This is a genomic window from Roseateles sp., from assembly GCF_039929605.1.
Lineage (GTDB): Bacteria > Pseudomonadota > Gammaproteobacteria > Burkholderiales > Burkholderiaceae_C > Pelomonas.
The window spans coordinates 1-14,805 of the sequence record NZ_JBDSQX010000009.1 but is presented as its reverse complement, the minus strand read 5'-3'; the positions used below and the strand labels follow the sequence as shown (position 1 = coordinate 14,805).

The following is a 14,805-nucleotide window of genomic DNA, read 5'->3' as shown; positions in this document are numbered from 1 at the left end:
AACCGGAGTTTAAAAGTGGCCAACGATTTCCTCTTCACGTCTGAATCCGTCTCTGAAGGGCACCCCGACAAGGTGGCCGACCAGATCTCGGACGCGATTCTCGACGCCATCTTCGAGCAGGACCCACGCAGCCGCGTGGCCGCCGAGACGCTGTGCAACACCGGCCTCGTCGTGCTGGCCGGCGAGATCACGACGAACGCCCACGTCGACTACATCCAGGTTGCGCGCGACACCATCAAGCGCATCGGCTACGACAACACCGAGTACGGCATCGACTACAAGGGCTGCGCCGTCCTCGTCGCCTACGACAAGCAGAGCAACGACATCGCCCAGGGCGTGGACCATGCGTCCGACGACCACCTCAACATCGGCGCCGGCGACCAGGGCCTGATGTTTGGCTACGCCTGCGACGAGACGCCCGAGCTGATGCCCGCGCCCATCTACTACGCCCACCGCCTGGTGGAGCGCCAGGCCCAGCTGCGCAAGGACGGCCGCCTGCCCTTCCTGCGCCCCGACGCCAAGAGCCAGGTGACGATGCGCTACGTGGACGGCAAGCCGCACAGCATCGACACCGTTGTGCTGTCCACCCAGCACGCGCCCGAGTACAGCTTGGGCGACCGCATGACGGACGAGTTCTACGAGGCCATCCGTGAAGAGCTGATCAAGCCGGTGCTGCCCAAGGAATGGCTCACGGCCGACACCAAGTACCTGATCAACCCGACCGGCCGCTTCGTCGTCGGCGGCCCGCAGGGCGACTGCGGCCTGACCGGCCGCAAGATCATCGTCGACACCTACGGCGGCGCCTGCCCGCACGGGGGTGGCGCGTTCTCAGGCAAGGACCCGTCCAAGGTCGACCGCAGCGCCGCTTACGCAGCGCGTTATGTCGCCAAGAACATCGTGGCCGCCGGCCTGGCGCGCCAGTGCCAGATCCAGGTCGCCTACGCCATCGGCGTGGCCCGCCCGATGAACGTGACGGTCTACACCGAAGGCACGGGCGTCATCTCCGACGAAAAGCTGGCCGCGCTGGTCAACGAGCATTTCGACCTGCGCCCCAAGGGCATCATCCAGATGCTGGACCTGCTGCGCCCGATCTATTCCAAGACGGCGGCGTACGGCCACTTCGGCCGCGAAGAGCCGGAGTTCACGTGGGAACGTGTCGACAAAGCCCAAGCGCTGCGTGCAGCGGCGGGGCTGTAAGCCACGCGTTTGCGCCAGCAAACCTTGGGGTTTGGGGCGAAGCTCATATCGCGCAGCGATGTGAGCAAAGACCATAAAGCTGCGGCGCTCCGCGCTGCGGCCGGCTTGTAGAGCCGCCGCGCGTCAGCGCGGTTCGACACGTGGGCGACGCTCATATCGCGAAGCGATGTGAGAGGAGACCAAAAGACAGCCGCCTCTTCTCAGCCCCCCAAACACCGCCTCCCGAGGCGGTGTTTTTCTTGGTGCCAATCCAACACCCTCACGAATAGAGTCAACGCACCGGCGAAGTGCGCCACTGGTCGCACCTCGCCTGCAGACAACCCTTGGGGGCGGCAATGAAAATGCAATCCCTGCGAATCGGGACACGGCTGTTCCTGGGCTTCGGGCTCGTGCTGGTGCTGCTGGCCGTGGCCGTGGGCCTGAGCTACCGGCAGATGGCCACCGTCGGCCCGCACATCGACCTGCTCATCGAACTGCAACGCCAGCAAGACCTGGCACAGGACTGGCGCACCCAGACGCAGCTCAACGTGACCCGCACCGACGCCGTCTCGCGGGCGGGCGGTTCGGGGCCGGTGGCTGAGTTCTTCGCGCCCGTCATCAAGACGACCAGCGCCAAGATCAACGAACTGCAGGAAGGGCTGACCAAGGCGGTCGACACGGACAAGGGCAAGGCCCTGCTCAACGAGATCGCCACGGCCCGCAAGACTTATATCGACATCCGCAACGGCGTCTTCACCCAGCTCAAGGCCGGCGAGGCCGAGGCCGCGCTGCAGACGCTGGAAGGCAAGATGCGCCCGGCCGCCGACGCCTACGTCGCCACCATCGGCCGCATCGCCGACTACCAGGGCGAGCGCGTGAAGCTTGAGACCCAGGCGGTGCGCGATGCGGCGCAGAGCACCCAGCTCCTCATGGTGATGCTGGCCACCATCTGCCTGAGCTTGGGGCTAGCCGCCGCCTGGCTGATCACGCGCTCCGTCGTCAAGCCGCTGCGCATGGCCATCCAGGAGGCCGAAGAAGTCGGCCAGGGCGACCTGTCGCGAGAGATCCGCAGCGTGGGCAGCGACGAGACCGCTCAGCTGACCCAGGCGCTGGCCGGCATGCAGGTGTCACTGCGCCATCTGGTGAGCTCGGTGCGCAACAACGCCGATGAGGTGGCCACGGCCAGCTCCGAGATCTCGCTGGGCAGCAACGACCTGTCCGCCCGCACCGAGCAGCAGGCCAGTGCCATCCAGCAGACCGCTGCGGCAATGGAGGAGGTGTCGGCCACGGTGAGGCTGAATGCCGACAACGCCGGCCAGGCCGACCAGCTCGCCCACGACGCCAGCGACGTGGCGCGCAAGGGCGGCGAGGTCGTCAGCGAGGCGGTGCAACGCATGCGCGGCATCGAAGAAAGCTCGCGCAAGATCGGCGACATCATCGGCACCATCGACGCCATCGCCTTCCAGACCAACATCCTGGCGCTGAACGCCGCCGTCGAAGCGGCGCGGGCGGGCGAGCAGGGCCGCGGCTTCGCCGTTGTCGCCAGCGAGGTGCGCATGCTGGCCCAGCGCAGCGCCGATGCGGCCAAGGAAATCAAGGGCCTGATCGGCGACAGCGTCGAGCGTGTCGGGCAAGGCGCCGTGCTGGTGAACCGCGCCGGCGAGACGATGGCCCAGGTGGTGAGCGCCATCGACCGCGTCGCCCAGATCGTGCGCGAGATCAGCTCAGCCAGCCGCGAGCAGAGCACCGGCGTCAGCCAGGTCGGCCTGGCCATTGCGCAGATGGACCAGGCTACCCAGCAGAACGCCGCGTTGGTGGAAGAGAGCGCGGCGGCGGCGGAGAGCCTGAAGCTTCAGGCGAGCGAGCTGGTGAAGCTGGTGTCGACGTTCAAGACGTGATCGCCTTGGCCGGAACTACCGATTGCGGCCTCGCAATCTCCAAGCAAGGACACCCGCAACGAATCCGAACGGGCATGACAGCTTGAACAGCGTTTCCCAGCGAGAGAACGACTCGTAGTCGGCCACTGAATGAAGCTGCCCACCTTTGTCGCAATACGCGCCCGTGCCGCAGGGCTTGTAGGGCGCAAAGGGGAAGCTGACGAATCCGTAGACGAAGAGCGTCGCAAACCACGTGATTGCAATGCCGCAAAGCACCCACAGCAGGCGTCGCAGCCTCGGTTGTTTGTCCAGCATGGAGCCCCTTCAGAGCACCGTGCCGCAGCCGGCACGGCTTGCGCATTTCTAGCTGCCAACACCCAACGCTGTCAACTCACCCGTTCCCGCCGACCCCGCGCAGCGCATCGTCCAGCACCTCCACCCAATGCCGCACCGGCGTCGCCGTGCCGCTTTGCAGGTGCTGGATGCAACCCACGTTGGCCGACACGATCTGCTCGGCCTGCAGCGGCGCTAACGCCGCCAGCTTGCGGTCCCGCAGCTGCTTGGACAGCACCGGCTGCAGCACCGAGTAGGTGCCGGCCGAGCCGCAGCAGAGGTGGCTGTCGGTCGGCGCGCAGGCGATGCGAAAGCCCAGCTCGCGCATTGACGCCTCGACACCGCCGCGCAGCTGCTGGCCATGCTGCAAGGTGCACGGCGGGTGATAGGCCAGCGAGCCGCCTTTGGTCTTGAGGCGAGCTTTCAGCGCCGGCACGAGGTCGGGCAGCAGCTCGCTCAGGTCCTTCGTCACTTCGCTGATGCGACGCGCCTTGTCGGCATAGGCCGGGTCTGCGCTGAGTGCGTGGGCGTAGTCCTTGACCGTCACGCCGCAGCCCGACGCGTTCATCACCAACGCCTCGACGCGCTCGCCCGGGCCGGCCACCAGCGGCCACCACGCGTCGATGTTGCGGCGCATGTCGTCCAGCGCGCCGTCGTGGTCGCCGAGGTGATCGCGGATCGCGCCGCAGCAGCCCGCGCCATCGGCCACGACGGTCTGGATGCCGGCGGCGTCCAGCACGCGCGCCGTGGCCGAGTTGATGTTGGGCGCCATGGCCGGCTGCACGCAGCCGAGCAGCAGCAGCACCTTGCGGTTGAGCTGGCGCGTCGGCCAGTCGTGCGCCGTGGCCGGCGGCTTGGCCGGCACCTTGTCCTTCAGCGACGCCGGCACCAGCGGCCGCAAGGCCTGGCCCAGCTTCATCGCCGCTTTGAACAGGGGCGACGTCAGCCCCTCCTTCAACAGCCAGCGCACGCGACGTTCGCTGGCCGGGCGTTCGACCTTCGCATCCACGACACGCCGGCCGATCTCGACCAGGTGGCCGTAGTCCACGCCGGACGGACAGGTCGTCTCGCAGTTGCGGCAGGTCAGGCAGCGGTCCAGATGCAGCTGCGTCTCGCGCGTCGGCGTCACGCCTTCCAGCACCTGCTTGATCAGGTAGATGCGGCCACGCGGGCCGTCCAGTTCATCGCCCAGCAGTTGGTAGGTCGGGCAGGTGGCGGTGCAGAAGCCGCAGTGCACGCAGCGGCGCAGGATGGCCTCGGCCTCGGTGCCGTCACGGGTGCCGGCGAATTCGGGGGCGAGGGTGGTTTGCATGTCAGCAAATCATTCCGCAGTCGCACCGCAAGAGAACACAGCCACAGAGGCACAGAGACACAGAGGGACCTTCATCCCGCTGCCTCTGTGCCTCAGTGCCTCTGTGGCCTTGTTTGGCTTTCACGTCAGCGCCCGATTGACGATCTCCTGCGCCTCCTGCAGCAGCACCTCCAAATGCGCCTCATCGCGGAAGCTCTCTGCGTAGACCTTGTAGATGTCCTCCGTGCCCGACGGCCGCGCGGCGAACCAGCCGTTGGCGGTGGACACCTTGATGCCGCCGATGGCCGCGCCATTGGCCGGTGCAGCGCTGATGACGGACTCGACAGCCTCGCCGGCCAGCGACGTGGCTTGCACGTCGGCCGCCGTCAGCTTGGACAGCCGCGCCTTCTGCTCGCGCGTCGCGGCGCCGTCCACGCGGTCGGCGTGCGGCGTGCCGTAGGTGGCGGTGAGCGACTGGAAATACTGGCTCGGGTCCTTGCCCGTGCGCGCGGTGATCTCGGCCGACAGCAACGCGGCGGCGATGCCGTCCTTGTCGGTCGTCCACACGCGGCCATCGCGGCGCAGGAAGGACGCGCCCGCGCTCTCCTCGCAGCCCAGGCCGAGGCTGCCTTCAGCCAAGCCGGGCGAGAACCACTTGAAGCCGACCGGCGCGTCGAACAGCGGCGCGCCCAAACCGCGCGCGATACGGTCGATCAGCGACGTCGTCACCACCGTCTTGCCGATGCCCACGCCCGCGCCCCAGCCGGGCCGGTTGCGGAACAGGTAGTCCACCGCGACGCTGAGGTAGTTGTTGGGCTGCATGAGGCCGCCGCTGGGCGTGACGATGCCGTGGCGGTCATGGTCGGTGTCGCAGGCGAAGGCGACGTCGAACTTGTCGCGCAGCTGCGTCAGGCGCCGCATCGCGTAGGGCGAGGACGGGTCCATGCGGATCTTGCCGTCCCAGTCCAGCGACATGAAGGGGAAGCGCCCGTCCACCACGTCGCTGACGACGGTGAGCGGCAGCTGGTAGCGCTCGGCAATCGCCGGCCAGTAGGCCACGCCCGCGCCGCCCAGCGGGTCCACGCCCAGGCGGATGCCGGAGGCGCGGATGGTGTCGAAGTCGATGACGTGCTGCAGCAGTTCGACGTACTGGGCCAGGTAGTCGTGCTCGTGCGTGGTGCTGGCCTTCAAGGCGCTGTCGGCGTCCAGGCGTCGCACGCCTTGCAGCAACTGCTGCAGGTAGGCGTTGGCGTCCTTCTGAATGCCGCCGGTGATGTCACTGTCCGCCGGGCCACCGTGCGGCGGGTTGTACTTGAAGCCGCCATCGCGCGGCGGGTTGTGGGAGGGCGTCACGACGATGCCGTCCGCCCGCGCGCTGCCTTCCTTGCCCTGGTTGTATTCGAGGATGGCCAGCGACACCGCCGGCGTGGGCGTGAACTGCCCGGTGGGCGCCAACATCACATCGACACCGTTGGCCGCCAGCACCTCCAGCGCGCTCGTCACCGCCGGGGCGGACAGCGCGTGCGTGTCCGCGCCGAGGAACAGCGGGCCGGCGATGCCCTGCTGCTTGCGGTGGTCGACGATGGCCTGAGTGATGGCCAGCACATGCCATTCGTTGAACGAGCCGTCCAGCGCCGAGCCGCGATGGCCTGACGTGCCGAACAAGACCTGCTGCTCGGGGCTGCTCGGGTCGGGCTGGCGCGAGTAGTAGGCCTCGTTCAGCGCGTCCAGGTCGATGAGGCTGTCGACGGGCGCCGGCTGGCCGGCGAGGGGGTGAAGTCGAGACGACATGGTGAGGTCCTGGTTCAGAGATTCGGGTAAAGGCCGCCGGGGTTGAAGGCAGTCTTCAGGCGCTCATGGACGGAAGCAAGCTGCGTGCTCAATGGCGCGAAGTCGGCGCAGGCTTTGCCCTGCGCGGGCAACAACATCGCATGCTGACTCATCGTCATGGGGCGGCGAGACGCTCGGCGTACCACGCCTGCGTCACGTAGGGGAATGTGATCGTCGGTTCGCGAAGTATTGCAAAGCGATCCTTGAGGGCTCGCAGTTGTTCCGCCACGGATTCGCGCTCGGCTTGCGGCAGCGCTGCGATGAAGCTCACCGACAGAAAGCGGTCGATCACGACCTGCTCAAAGGAGCCGACGTGGCTATGTGGGAACAACGTCGGCTGAAGCGCCGAAAACAGGGTTTGGCCCTCGAACGGAAGTTTCCATTTGCCCGTATGGAAGCGAGGCGCGCTCCCCTCGTAGGGTGTGATGACCTCAGTGATCGCTGCGACCCATTCATGCGACTCATCCCGCACGTTCCAGACCAGCCCCAGCCGACCAGCCGGACGAAGTACGCGATGCATTTCCCGCAGCGCCTGCTCGTTCGCGAACCAGTGAAAGGCTTGCGCGCAGATCAGCACGTCAACATCGCCGTCAGCGAGCGGCATCGCCTCCGCCGTGCCGGCAAGCGCGCGCACGCCGGGCAGGCCTTCTGATAGCTTCGTCCGCATGGCATCGACAGGCTCGATGGCCGTCACCCTCGCACCAGCGCGCGCCAGCAGCTTTGTGAACTTACCGGTGCCGGCGCCGAGATCGACGACTTGAACGCCTTCCCGAACACCGAGCACTGCGGCCAGCCAGGTGTTGAGCGCGTCCGGGTATTCGGGCCGGCCCCTTTGGTAGCTGTCTGGCGCGCTGGTATAGCCACGCTGTGCAGCGTTATGAATGGACATGCTCAAGGTCATCGAACCATCCTAAGGCGCACTCCGCGAGCTGATTGGCGATGCGAGCATGCATTTTCAAAGCTCGGGATAGAGGCGGCCGGGGTTGAAGACCCGGTGCGGGTCGAACGTTGCTTTCAGTCGCCGGTGGATCGCGGCAAGCGGCGCGCTCAGCGGCGTGAAAGCACCGCAGGCCTTGTCCAATGCTCTGAAGCACGTGGCATGCGCGCCCACGGCGGCAGCGGCCTCGCGCACACCGGCTGGCGGCAGCGGCGTGACGACCCAGCGCTGGGCGCCGCCCCATTCGACGAGCTGCTCGCCGTGCAGCTTCAGCTCCGGCGCGGTGCTGGGCAGGCTCAGGCGCCACAGGCGCGCGCCGCCCGCGACCGCACGCTCGGCGCCGATGAAGAACTCGTCGGCGTGGTCGCGCAGGCCGGTCCAGAAGGGTGCGGCGAGGTCGGCGGGGATGACATCGCCGCCCAGCTTGCGCGTGGCGGCTTCAACGGCGGCATGGGCACCGGCCAGGCGCACCAGCAGCGCGCCATCCCACCAGGCACTGGCCTCGATGGGCAGGGGCTCGCCGCCCCAGCGGTTCACGGCCATCAGCGCGGCGCTCTGGTTGAACTCGAAGCGCAGCGTGCTGGTGGCGGCCGGCAGCGGCAGCACCTTCAGCGTCACCTCGGTGATGAGGCCGAGTTGGCCCATCGAGCCCGCCAACACGCGGCTGACGTCGAAACCGGCGACGTTCTTCATGACGGTGCCGCCGAAGCTCAGCAGTTCGCCTGCGCCGTTGATGAGCACGGCGCCGAGAAGGTGGTCTCGCACCGAACCGAATGCAGCGCGCGTCGGGCCCGAAAGACCGGCCGCGACGACGCCACCGATGGTGCCTTTGCCGTCGAACCGTGGCGGCTCGAAGGCCAGGCGCTGGCGGTTCTCGGTCAGCGCAGTCTCGACGTCAGCCAGCGGCGTGCCGGCCAGCGCGCTGATGAACAACTCGCTCGGCTCGTAGGCCGTGATGCCGTTCAGCGCCAGCGTGGACAGCGGCTCGCCGTGCGGCACTTCGCCATAGAAATCCTTGCTGCCGTGGCCGGTGATGCGCAGCGGCGAGCGGGCCTCACGGATGAGGGCTTGCAGGTCGTCGAACTTCAAAACCGCTCCAGCTCAGAAAACGCCAGCAGCCCGCGCTTGACATGCATGCGGCCGTACTCGGCGCAGCGGCTCAAGCTCGGGATCTGCTTGCCCGGGTTCAGCAGGCCGGCGGGGTCGAAGGCGGCCTTTAGCGCCAGCATCTGCTCGCGCTCCTCGGCACTGAACTGCACGCACATCGAGTTCAGCTTCTCGACGCCTACGCCGTGCTCGCCGGTCACCGTGCCACCTAAAGCGACGCTGCGCTCCAGGATCTCGGCGCCGAACTGCTCGCAGCGGTGCAACTGGTCGGAATCGTTCGCATCGAACAGGATCAGCGGGTGCAGGTTGCCGTCGCCGGCATGGAAGACGTTGGCGCAGCGCAGACCGTACTTGATTTCCATCTGCTGGATGTCGAGCAGGATGGTGGCGAGGTGCTTGCGCGGGATGGTGGAGTCCATGCACATGTAGTCGGGGCTGATGCGGCCACTCGCCGGGAAGGCGTTCTTGCGGCCGCTCCAGAACTTCAGGCGCTGGGCCTCGTCCTCGCTGACCTGGCAGCGCGTGGCGCCGCTGGCCTGCAGCACGGCTTCCATGCGGGCTATCTCCTCGGCCACTTCTTCCGGCGTGCCGTCGCTCTCGCACAGCAGGATGGCCTCGGCGGTGAGGTCGTAGCCGGCGTGCACGAAGTCTTCCACCGCCGCCGTCATCGGCTTGTCCATCATCTCCAGGCCCGCCGGGATGATGCCGGCCGCGATGATGGCCGCGACCGCGTCGCCGGCCTTGCGCACGTCGTCGAAGCTGGCCATGACGCAGCGCGCCAGCTGGGGCTTGGGCACGAGCTTGACGGTGACCTCGGTGACGACGGCCAGCATGCCCTCGCTGCCGATCACCAGCGCCAGCAAGTCCAGGCCCGGCGAGTCCAGCGCCTCGCTGCCGAACTCGATGGCCTCGCCCTCGGCCGTGAAGCCGCGCACGCGCAGCACGTTGTGGAGCGTCAGGCCGTACTTCAGGCAGTGCACGCCGCCGCTGTTCTCGGCAACGTTGCCGCCGATGGTGCAGGCGATCTGGCTGCTGGGGTCGGGCGCGTAGTAAAGGCCCAGCAGCGCGACTGCCTCGCTGATGGCGAGGTTGCGCACGCCGCACTGCACACGGGCCGTGCGGGCCAGCACGTCGACGGACAGGATCTGGTTGAACTTGGCCAGCGCCAGCGTAACGCCCAGCTCATGCGGCATCGCGCCGCCGGACAAGCCCGTGCCCGCGCCGCGCGCGACGACGGGCACGCCCAGGCGGTGGCAGGCCTTCAGCACGGCGCTCACCTGGGCCTCGGTCTCGGGCAGGGCCACGGCCAGCGGGCGCTGGCGGTAGGCGGTCAGGCCGTCGCATTCATAAGGCGTTGTCTGCTCGGACTGGTGCAGCAGCGCGTGCGGCGGCAGCAAGGGCGCCAGCGCCGCGATGACGGCGGCGCGGCGGCTGGCGAGGTCGGGAGCGTTCAAACCTTGCGCGGCGTACGCGAGGGGCGCGGCTTGGTGGTCTTGACGCTCGCGGCGGTCCGGGCGGCGGGCTTGGGCGCCAGGCCCTTGGCGACACCGCCCACCACGGCGCCCGGCACGCTGACGGCGCGCTTGAGCGTGTCGCTGGCGGCGTCGAAGCTTTGCTTGACGAGGCTGCCGGCGAGGTTCTTGGCGGCGTCGGTCGCGGTGTCCTTCATGGCCGACGTGGCCAGCTGCGTGAACTGCTGGCTCAGCGCCGTCCACCACTGCGTGGGGTCGACTGCGGCGACCGGCGGGGCCGCGTCGGCGGCGGCCTTGGCTGGCGGCTCCACCGTCTTCTTGGCTGCAGCCTGGGCGACGGGCGCCGCAGCGGCCATGATCTCGGGCGGGATGCCGGGCCAAGCCGGTGACTCCGGCAGCTTCAGGCTGTCGCGCAGCTGGGCCAGCGGCACGTTCATGGTCTGCAGCGTCGACAACGTCATGCGCTGCACCTCCAGCGCCTGGATGGTGGCGGACAGCATGCGCGCGTTCTGCTCTAGCCAGAACTGCACGATGCGCAGCTCCTCGATGCGCTTGCCCAGTTCCTCCGGGTTGAGCGTGGGCGCAACCCACTGGCCGATGCCTGGAAGCGCCGAACCGGCGTTTTTCACGAGGCCTTGGAGGAAGTCGAATCCGGGCACGAACTTGGTAAAGCTGTTGTCGCTCATGGTTGTCTCCTGGGGTTGGGCCGTCGCGTCAACCGGCTGCGGGATGCTACTTCGCGGGGTGCACCGCTTCGACGGTAAATCCCCGCTGCGCGAGCAGCTTGGGCAGCGCCTCGGGCCCGCTCATGTGCAGCGCGCCCACGGCCACCAGCAGGCGCTGGCCGGGGGCGTGCAGCGCGTCGATGCGGGCGGCGAGCTGCACGTTGCGGTCATCGTTGACGCGCTTGAGCCAGGCGCGCTCGGCCGGGGTGTCGGCGCAGGCGCACCAGCGCGCGTAGTCACCCAGCGCCTTCATGTCGCCGCGCATCCACGCGTCGGCCAGCTTGCGCAGCGGCGCGCGTACCTGGCCGTTCTGCAGCTGGCGCAGCGCGCCGTCGACAACCGTGGGCAGCTCGGCCGCCGTGGGCTCCAGCGCAGCGAGCTGTTCCGCCACGGTTTCCAGCGACTGCACCGGCCGACCCTCGGCCTTGGCCCAGGCCATCAGCATCAGGTCCTGACCGAAACCGGCGTCGAAGCCATCGCGGCGCGCCTCCAGCAGCGTCAGCGTGCTGAGCTGCAACATGGCCGGGTAGGCGGCCAGCGCCCCGGGCGGCAGGCAGGCCACCCGCGCCTGCGCCTCCACGCGCTTGGCCAGCGCGGGCGCGAGCGGCTCTGAAGGCGGCAACGCGGCAAGCGCCGGGCCGATGTCGGCCGGGTCCAGTTCGACGGCCAGCACCTCGGTCTCTGCCCAAGCCTGGCGCAGCGCCGGGCCGGGGTAGGCCCAGTCGGCCTTGCCGATGTGCAGGCTGCCGAACAGATAGCTGCTGTGGCCGTCGCGGCTGATGCGCCACAGCGGGCCGCGGTCGGGCGCCTTGGGGGCCCAGGTGGCGGCCTGGCTCGCGGTGGGCTGGGTGGGTGTGGGTGGGCAGGCGGCGTGGGCGCTGCCGATGAAAAAGACAAGGAGCAGCAGGCTACGGATCATTCTTTGGACTCAATGCGGAGTTCGCCCGGCTTCTGGCTGAAGTGAAGCCGGCCCAGCACATCCATGCCCAGCAGCGGCGCGCCCAGGTTGGGCAGCACGGCCACCATTAGTCGGTCGGCGCGCACGCCGCCTTCCAGCGCGATGTCGGCCCGCGCCGCAAAGCCGGCGGCCGAGCCACCGGCCGTCTGCGTGCTGATGGTGCCCAGCGGCTTCAGGCCGGCGCGCTCGGCCAGCGCCTGCGGCAGCGCAGTGGACGTGGCGCCGGTGTCGACGAGAAAGTCAACCGCGATGTCGCCCACCCGGCCGGGCCAGTGGAAGTGGCCATCGGGCGCGCGTGTCAGCACGACCGTCTGGCCAGCAAGCTTGAAGCGGCTGGCCTCGCGCTCGTGCTCCCAGGCCTTGATGCCGAGAAAGATGACGAGGCCGATCACCAACCAGATCGTCAGCAGCTTAGCGGCGTGGGGCAGATCCTTCTGGGACATGTCGACGAGGCGGAGGGGAGGCCAAGGGTTTGCGCGGGCGTCAACGATAACCTCGCGCGCCAAAATGCCCGGCATGAAGCTGCTAACCACCTTGTTGCTCGCTGCCTCCCTGCCCTTCGCCACGGCGCCGGCACAGGCGCAGACCGACCCCCTGGCCTCCGTCGCCTGGCTGGCGGGCTGCTGGGCCGAGCAGGGCCGCGACGCCGGCTCGGGCGAGCAATGGACGGCACCCGCCGGCGGCCAGATGCTGGGCATGGCCCGCACGCTGAAGGGTGGCCGCGTCGTCGACTTCGAGTTCATGCAGATCCGCGCCGGTGCCGACGGCAAGCTCGTCTACATGGCCCAACCTCAGGGCCGGCCACCGACCGAGTTCAAGCTGCTGCGCCAGATCGACCCCAAGCAGCCCGAAGCGGTGTTCGAGAACCCCACCCATGGCTTTCCGCAGCGGGTCATCTACCGCCTGGCGGCGCCCGACCGCCTGGCCGCGCGCATCGAGGGCACGCTGAACGGCAAGGAACTCGGCGTGGACTTCACACTGCAGCGCGGCACCTGCCCGTGATGCACTGAGGCCGCAGGCACGCGGCTTGCCGCCTGGTGGCAAACCGCAATCTGCAACCCGCCCATGCCCCTGCTCAAGCGCCTCGCCACCCTCCTCTGTCTGCTCGCCGTGCTGGCGGTCGCCGGTTGTTCCAGCGTGACTCTGGCCTACCAGCAACTGCCGCTGCTCGCCGGCCTGTGGGCCGACAACTACCTGGACCTGGACAGCGCCCAGCGCACGCAACTCAAGGCGCAGTTGCAGGCCTGGCAGGCCTGGCACCGGCGCGAGGAGCTGCCGCAGTGGCAGGCGCTGCTGCGCCAGGCCCATGCCGCGATGGACGACGGCGTGACGCAGGACGAGCTGCTGGCGCTGGAGCGCGGCGCGCGTGCCAGCGCCGAGCGCAGCCTGCAACACGCGGCGCCGCTGGCCGCGCCGCTGCTGGCGGGGCTCAAGCCCGAGCAATGGCAGCGCCTGCAGAGGAAGATGGACGAGAAGACCGCCGAGTGGCGCGACAAGCAGACCGGCAAGGGCGGCCCGGCCGAGCGCGGCAAGCGCTACGTGAGCAACCTGGAGCGCTGGCTGGGCGACCTGGATCACGCCCCACGCAAGGAGGCCCGCAGCGATGCCGAAGGCTGGCACTTCGACCTCGCCGCCATGGCCCAAGGCCGCGCCACCCGCCAGGCGCGCACGGTGGAGTCGCTGCGGGCCTGGTCGCGCCAGGACCTGGCCGGCGGCACGGCCTTGATGATGCAGAACCTGCTGCCGCTGCCGGCCGAGCAGGCCTACCGCGAGCAGATCATCGCCAGCCTGCTGAAGCTGCTCAACGGCCTGAGCGCCGAGCAGCGCGAGGCGGTGCGCAAGCACTGGGCGGACTGGGGCGCCGAGCTGAAGACGCTGCAGGCAGGCTGACCGGCTGAGCGCCCGCCCTGCTGACAGGGCCTGGCACCAGCGGCGCCCAGACTGCGCGCCATGCAAAGCACCCAACAACTCTGGCTCTACGCCGCCCTCGTCTTTGGCATCGTCGTGCTGCCCGGCATGGACATGGCTTTCGTGCTTGCCAGTTCGTTGGCCGATGGTGCCAAGGCCGGGTTCGCGGCCGTGGCCGGCTCGGTCGTGGGCGGCTTCGTGCACACGCTGGCCAGCGCGCTGGGCGTGAGCCTGCTGCTGCAGGCCTGGCCCGCGCTCTTCAACACGCTGCTGGTGGCCGGCGGCCTCTACGTGGCGTGGATGGGCTGGCAGCTGTGGCGCGGCGCCGGCGCGCTGGGCGCGGTGCAGGCGGGCGTGTCGCGGCCGCTGCCGGCCACGTTCGGCCGCGCGGTGCTGACCTGCCTGATGAACCCCAAGGCCTATCTCTTCTGCCTGGCGGTGGTGCCGCAGTTCATCCGGCCCGAGCAGGGCCGCATCCTGCTGCAGGGCCTGGTGCTGTTCCTGATCGGCGCGCTGGCGCAGGTGCTGATCTACGGCGGCATGGCGCTGGCGGCCGGGCGCGTGCGTGGCTGGCTGGCCGGCAGCGCCGAAGCTCAAGTGGCCACCGGCCGCGCCGTGGGTGCGCTGCTGATGGCCACAGCCGCGTGGACCCTCGCCAGCGGCTGGCGCTAACTTCTCAACGCCGCCACTGGCGCCAGCCGCGCGGCGCGCCGCGCCGGCACCCACACCGCCACCTGGCCCAGCAGCCACAGCGACACCGCACCGGCGGGCAGGTAGCCCCAAGGCAGCCGGGGCACCTCGTAGGTCTGCATCAGCAACTGACTCAGGCCCACCGCGCCAGCCAGGCCGATGACGATGCCGGTCGTCGTCAGCAGCAGGTTCTCCAGCTGGAAGTAGCGGCGGATCTGGCCCTCGGTGGCACCCAGGGCGCGGCGCGTGCCGATCATGCGGGTGCGCTGCTGCACCCAGAAGCTGGCCAGCCCGACGATGCCCATCGCCGTGACGAGCAGCAGCGCAACGCAAACGCCGCCCATCAGCCAGGCCATGGCGCGGTCCTGGGCGTAGAAGGCGGCGCGCATCTCGGTCAGCGGCTTGGCATCGGTGACGACCCGGCTCTTGTCCCGCTCCTCCAGTGTGGCGGTGGCGGCCTTGATGAGAGCGTCGCGCCGCGCGGGGTCGACGCGCAGCACA

The 14,805-nt window shown here is 69.0% G+C and carries 15 protein-coding genes; 5 read left to right on the top strand and 10 right to left on the bottom strand.

Going from position 1 to position 14,805, the window contains the following annotated elements:
• Positions 1–15: 15 nt before the first annotated feature.
• Both metK and ABIS05_RS01385 read left to right on the top strand, forming a co-directional pair.
• Complete coding sequence (metK, locus tag ABIS05_RS01390) at positions 16–1,197, top strand: methionine adenosyltransferase (RefSeq protein ID WP_348009598.1); 1,182 nt, start codon at positions 16–18, stop codon at positions 1,195–1,197.
• A 341-nt stretch (positions 1,198–1,538) separates the two neighbouring features.
• Positions 1,539–3,074 (top strand): methyl-accepting chemotaxis protein, encoded by a 1,536-nt coding sequence (locus ABIS05_RS01385; RefSeq protein ID WP_348009597.1) that lies wholly within the window; start codon positions 1,539–1,541, stop codon positions 3,072–3,074.
• Positions 3,075–3,089: 15 nt separating this feature from the next.
• On the opposite strand, the gene ABIS05_RS01380 is transcribed toward ABIS05_RS01385, so the two are convergent.
• The 9 genes from ABIS05_RS01380 to ABIS05_RS01340 form a co-directional block, all read right to left on the bottom strand.
• The gene (locus ABIS05_RS01380) at positions 3,090–3,368 is read right to left on the bottom strand and encodes a hypothetical protein (protein WP_348009596.1); all 279 of its coding nucleotides are present in this window, start codon (positions 3,366–3,368) and stop codon (positions 3,090–3,092) included.
• Positions 3,369–3,444: 76 nt separating this feature from the next.
• Positions 3,445–4,698 (bottom strand): glycolate oxidase subunit GlcF, encoded by a 1,254-nt coding sequence (gene glcF / locus ABIS05_RS01375; RefSeq protein WP_348009595.1) that lies wholly within the window; start codon positions 4,696–4,698, stop codon positions 3,445–3,447.
• A gap of 120 nt (positions 4,699–4,818) precedes the next feature.
• A complete protein-coding gene (gene pgm / locus ABIS05_RS01370) occupies positions 4,819–6,468 on the bottom strand; it encodes a phosphoglucomutase (alpha-D-glucose-1,6-bisphosphate-dependent) (protein WP_348009594.1) in 1,650 nt (549 codons plus the stop codon).
• Positions 6,469–6,622: 154 nt separating this feature from the next.
• The gene (locus ABIS05_RS01365) at positions 6,623–7,408 is read right to left on the bottom strand and encodes a class I SAM-dependent methyltransferase (protein ID WP_348009592.1); all 786 of its coding nucleotides are present in this window, start codon (positions 7,406–7,408) and stop codon (positions 6,623–6,625) included.
• Between the two features lie 54 nt (positions 7,409–7,462).
• A complete protein-coding gene (glcE, locus tag ABIS05_RS01360) occupies positions 7,463–8,533 on the bottom strand; it encodes a glycolate oxidase subunit GlcE (RefSeq protein ID WP_348009591.1) in 1,071 nt (356 codons plus the stop codon).
• Positions 8,530–10,005: an FAD-linked oxidase C-terminal domain-containing protein gene (locus ABIS05_RS01355; protein WP_348009590.1), complete on the bottom strand. Its 1,476-nt coding sequence runs from the start codon at positions 10,003–10,005 to the stop codon at positions 8,530–8,532. The genes glcE and ABIS05_RS01355 overlap by 4 nt, the downstream gene beginning before the upstream one ends.
• Positions 10,002–10,709, bottom strand: coding sequence for a PhaM family polyhydroxyalkanoate granule multifunctional regulatory protein (locus ABIS05_RS01350; RefSeq protein ID WP_348009589.1), 708 nt, complete (start codon positions 10,707–10,709; stop codon positions 10,002–10,004). The genes ABIS05_RS01355 and ABIS05_RS01350 overlap by 4 nt, the downstream gene beginning before the upstream one ends.
• Before the next feature lie 46 nt (positions 10,710–10,755).
• Positions 10,756–11,667, bottom strand: a complete 912-nt coding sequence (locus tag ABIS05_RS01345; RefSeq protein WP_348009588.1) for a TraB/GumN family protein — start codon at positions 11,665–11,667, stop codon at positions 10,756–10,758.
• Positions 11,664–12,149 carry a retropepsin-like aspartic protease gene (locus ABIS05_RS01340; protein ID WP_348009587.1) on the bottom strand — a complete coding sequence of 162 codons (486 nt, stop codon included), beginning with the start codon at positions 12,147–12,149 and terminating at the stop codon, positions 11,664–11,666. Before ABIS05_RS01340 ends, ABIS05_RS01345 begins: the two co-directional genes overlap by 4 nt.
• Positions 12,150–12,222: 73 nt before the next feature.
• Here ABIS05_RS01340 and ABIS05_RS01335 point away from each other — a divergent pair, with 73 nt between their 5' ends.
• From ABIS05_RS01335 to ABIS05_RS01325, 3 genes are all read left to right on the top strand, one after another.
• Positions 12,223–12,708, top strand: coding sequence for a DUF6265 family protein (locus ABIS05_RS01335; RefSeq protein ID WP_348009586.1), 486 nt, complete (start codon positions 12,223–12,225; stop codon positions 12,706–12,708).
• Positions 12,709–12,771: 63 nt separating this feature from the next.
• Positions 12,772–13,596 carry a DUF6279 family lipoprotein gene (locus ABIS05_RS01330; RefSeq protein ID WP_348009585.1) on the top strand — a complete coding sequence of 275 codons (825 nt, stop codon included), beginning with the start codon at positions 12,772–12,774 and terminating at the stop codon, positions 13,594–13,596.
• A gap of 60 nt (positions 13,597–13,656) precedes the next feature.
• Positions 13,657–14,286: a LysE family translocator gene (locus ABIS05_RS01325; protein WP_348009584.1), complete on the top strand. Its 630-nt coding sequence runs from the start codon at positions 13,657–13,659 to the stop codon at positions 14,284–14,286.
• On the opposite strand, the gene ABIS05_RS01320 is transcribed toward ABIS05_RS01325, so the two are convergent.
• Positions 14,283–14,805: FtsX-like permease family protein (locus tag ABIS05_RS01320; protein ID WP_348009583.1), on the bottom strand; the 523-nt coding region annotated here is incomplete at its 5' end. The two genes, ABIS05_RS01325 and ABIS05_RS01320, sit on opposite strands and share 4 nt — an antisense overlap.

What these genes read in the sequence shown, in the direction of transcription:
- ABIS05_RS01325 (WP_348009584.1), top strand. Translation starts at nt 13,657, where the DNA reads ATGCAAAGCACCCAACAACTCTGGCTCTACGCCGCCCTCGTCTTTGGC.
- pgm (WP_348009594.1), bottom strand. Translation starts at nt 6,468, where the DNA reads ATGTCGTCTCGACTTCACCCCCTCGCCGGCCAGCCGGCGCCCGTCGAC.
- glcF (WP_348009595.1), bottom strand. Translation starts at nt 4,698, where the DNA reads ATGCAAACCACCCTCGCCCCCGAATTCGCCGGCACCCGTGACGGCACC.
- ABIS05_RS01335 (WP_348009586.1), top strand. Translation starts at nt 12,223, where the DNA reads ATGAAGCTGCTAACCACCTTGTTGCTCGCTGCCTCCCTGCCCTTCGCC.
- ABIS05_RS01340 (WP_348009587.1), bottom strand. Translation starts at nt 12,149, where the DNA reads ATGTCCCAGAAGGATCTGCCCCACGCCGCTAAGCTGCTGACGATCTGG.
- ABIS05_RS01380 (WP_348009596.1), bottom strand. Translation starts at nt 3,368, where the DNA reads ATGCTGGACAAACAACCGAGGCTGCGACGCCTGCTGTGGGTGCTTTGC.
- ABIS05_RS01385 (WP_348009597.1), top strand. Translation starts at nt 1,539, where the DNA reads ATGCAATCCCTGCGAATCGGGACACGGCTGTTCCTGGGCTTCGGGCTC.
- ABIS05_RS01365 (WP_348009592.1), bottom strand. Translation starts at nt 7,408, where the DNA reads ATGACCTTGAGCATGTCCATTCATAACGCTGCACAGCGTGGCTATACC.
- ABIS05_RS01350 (WP_348009589.1), bottom strand. Translation starts at nt 10,709, where the DNA reads ATGAGCGACAACAGCTTTACCAAGTTCGTGCCCGGATTCGACTTCCTC.
- ABIS05_RS01330 (WP_348009585.1), top strand. Translation starts at nt 12,772, where the DNA reads ATGCCCCTGCTCAAGCGCCTCGCCACCCTCCTCTGTCTGCTCGCCGTG.
- ABIS05_RS01345 (WP_348009588.1), bottom strand. Translation starts at nt 11,667, where the DNA reads ATGATCCGTAGCCTGCTGCTCCTTGTCTTTTTCATCGGCAGCGCCCAC.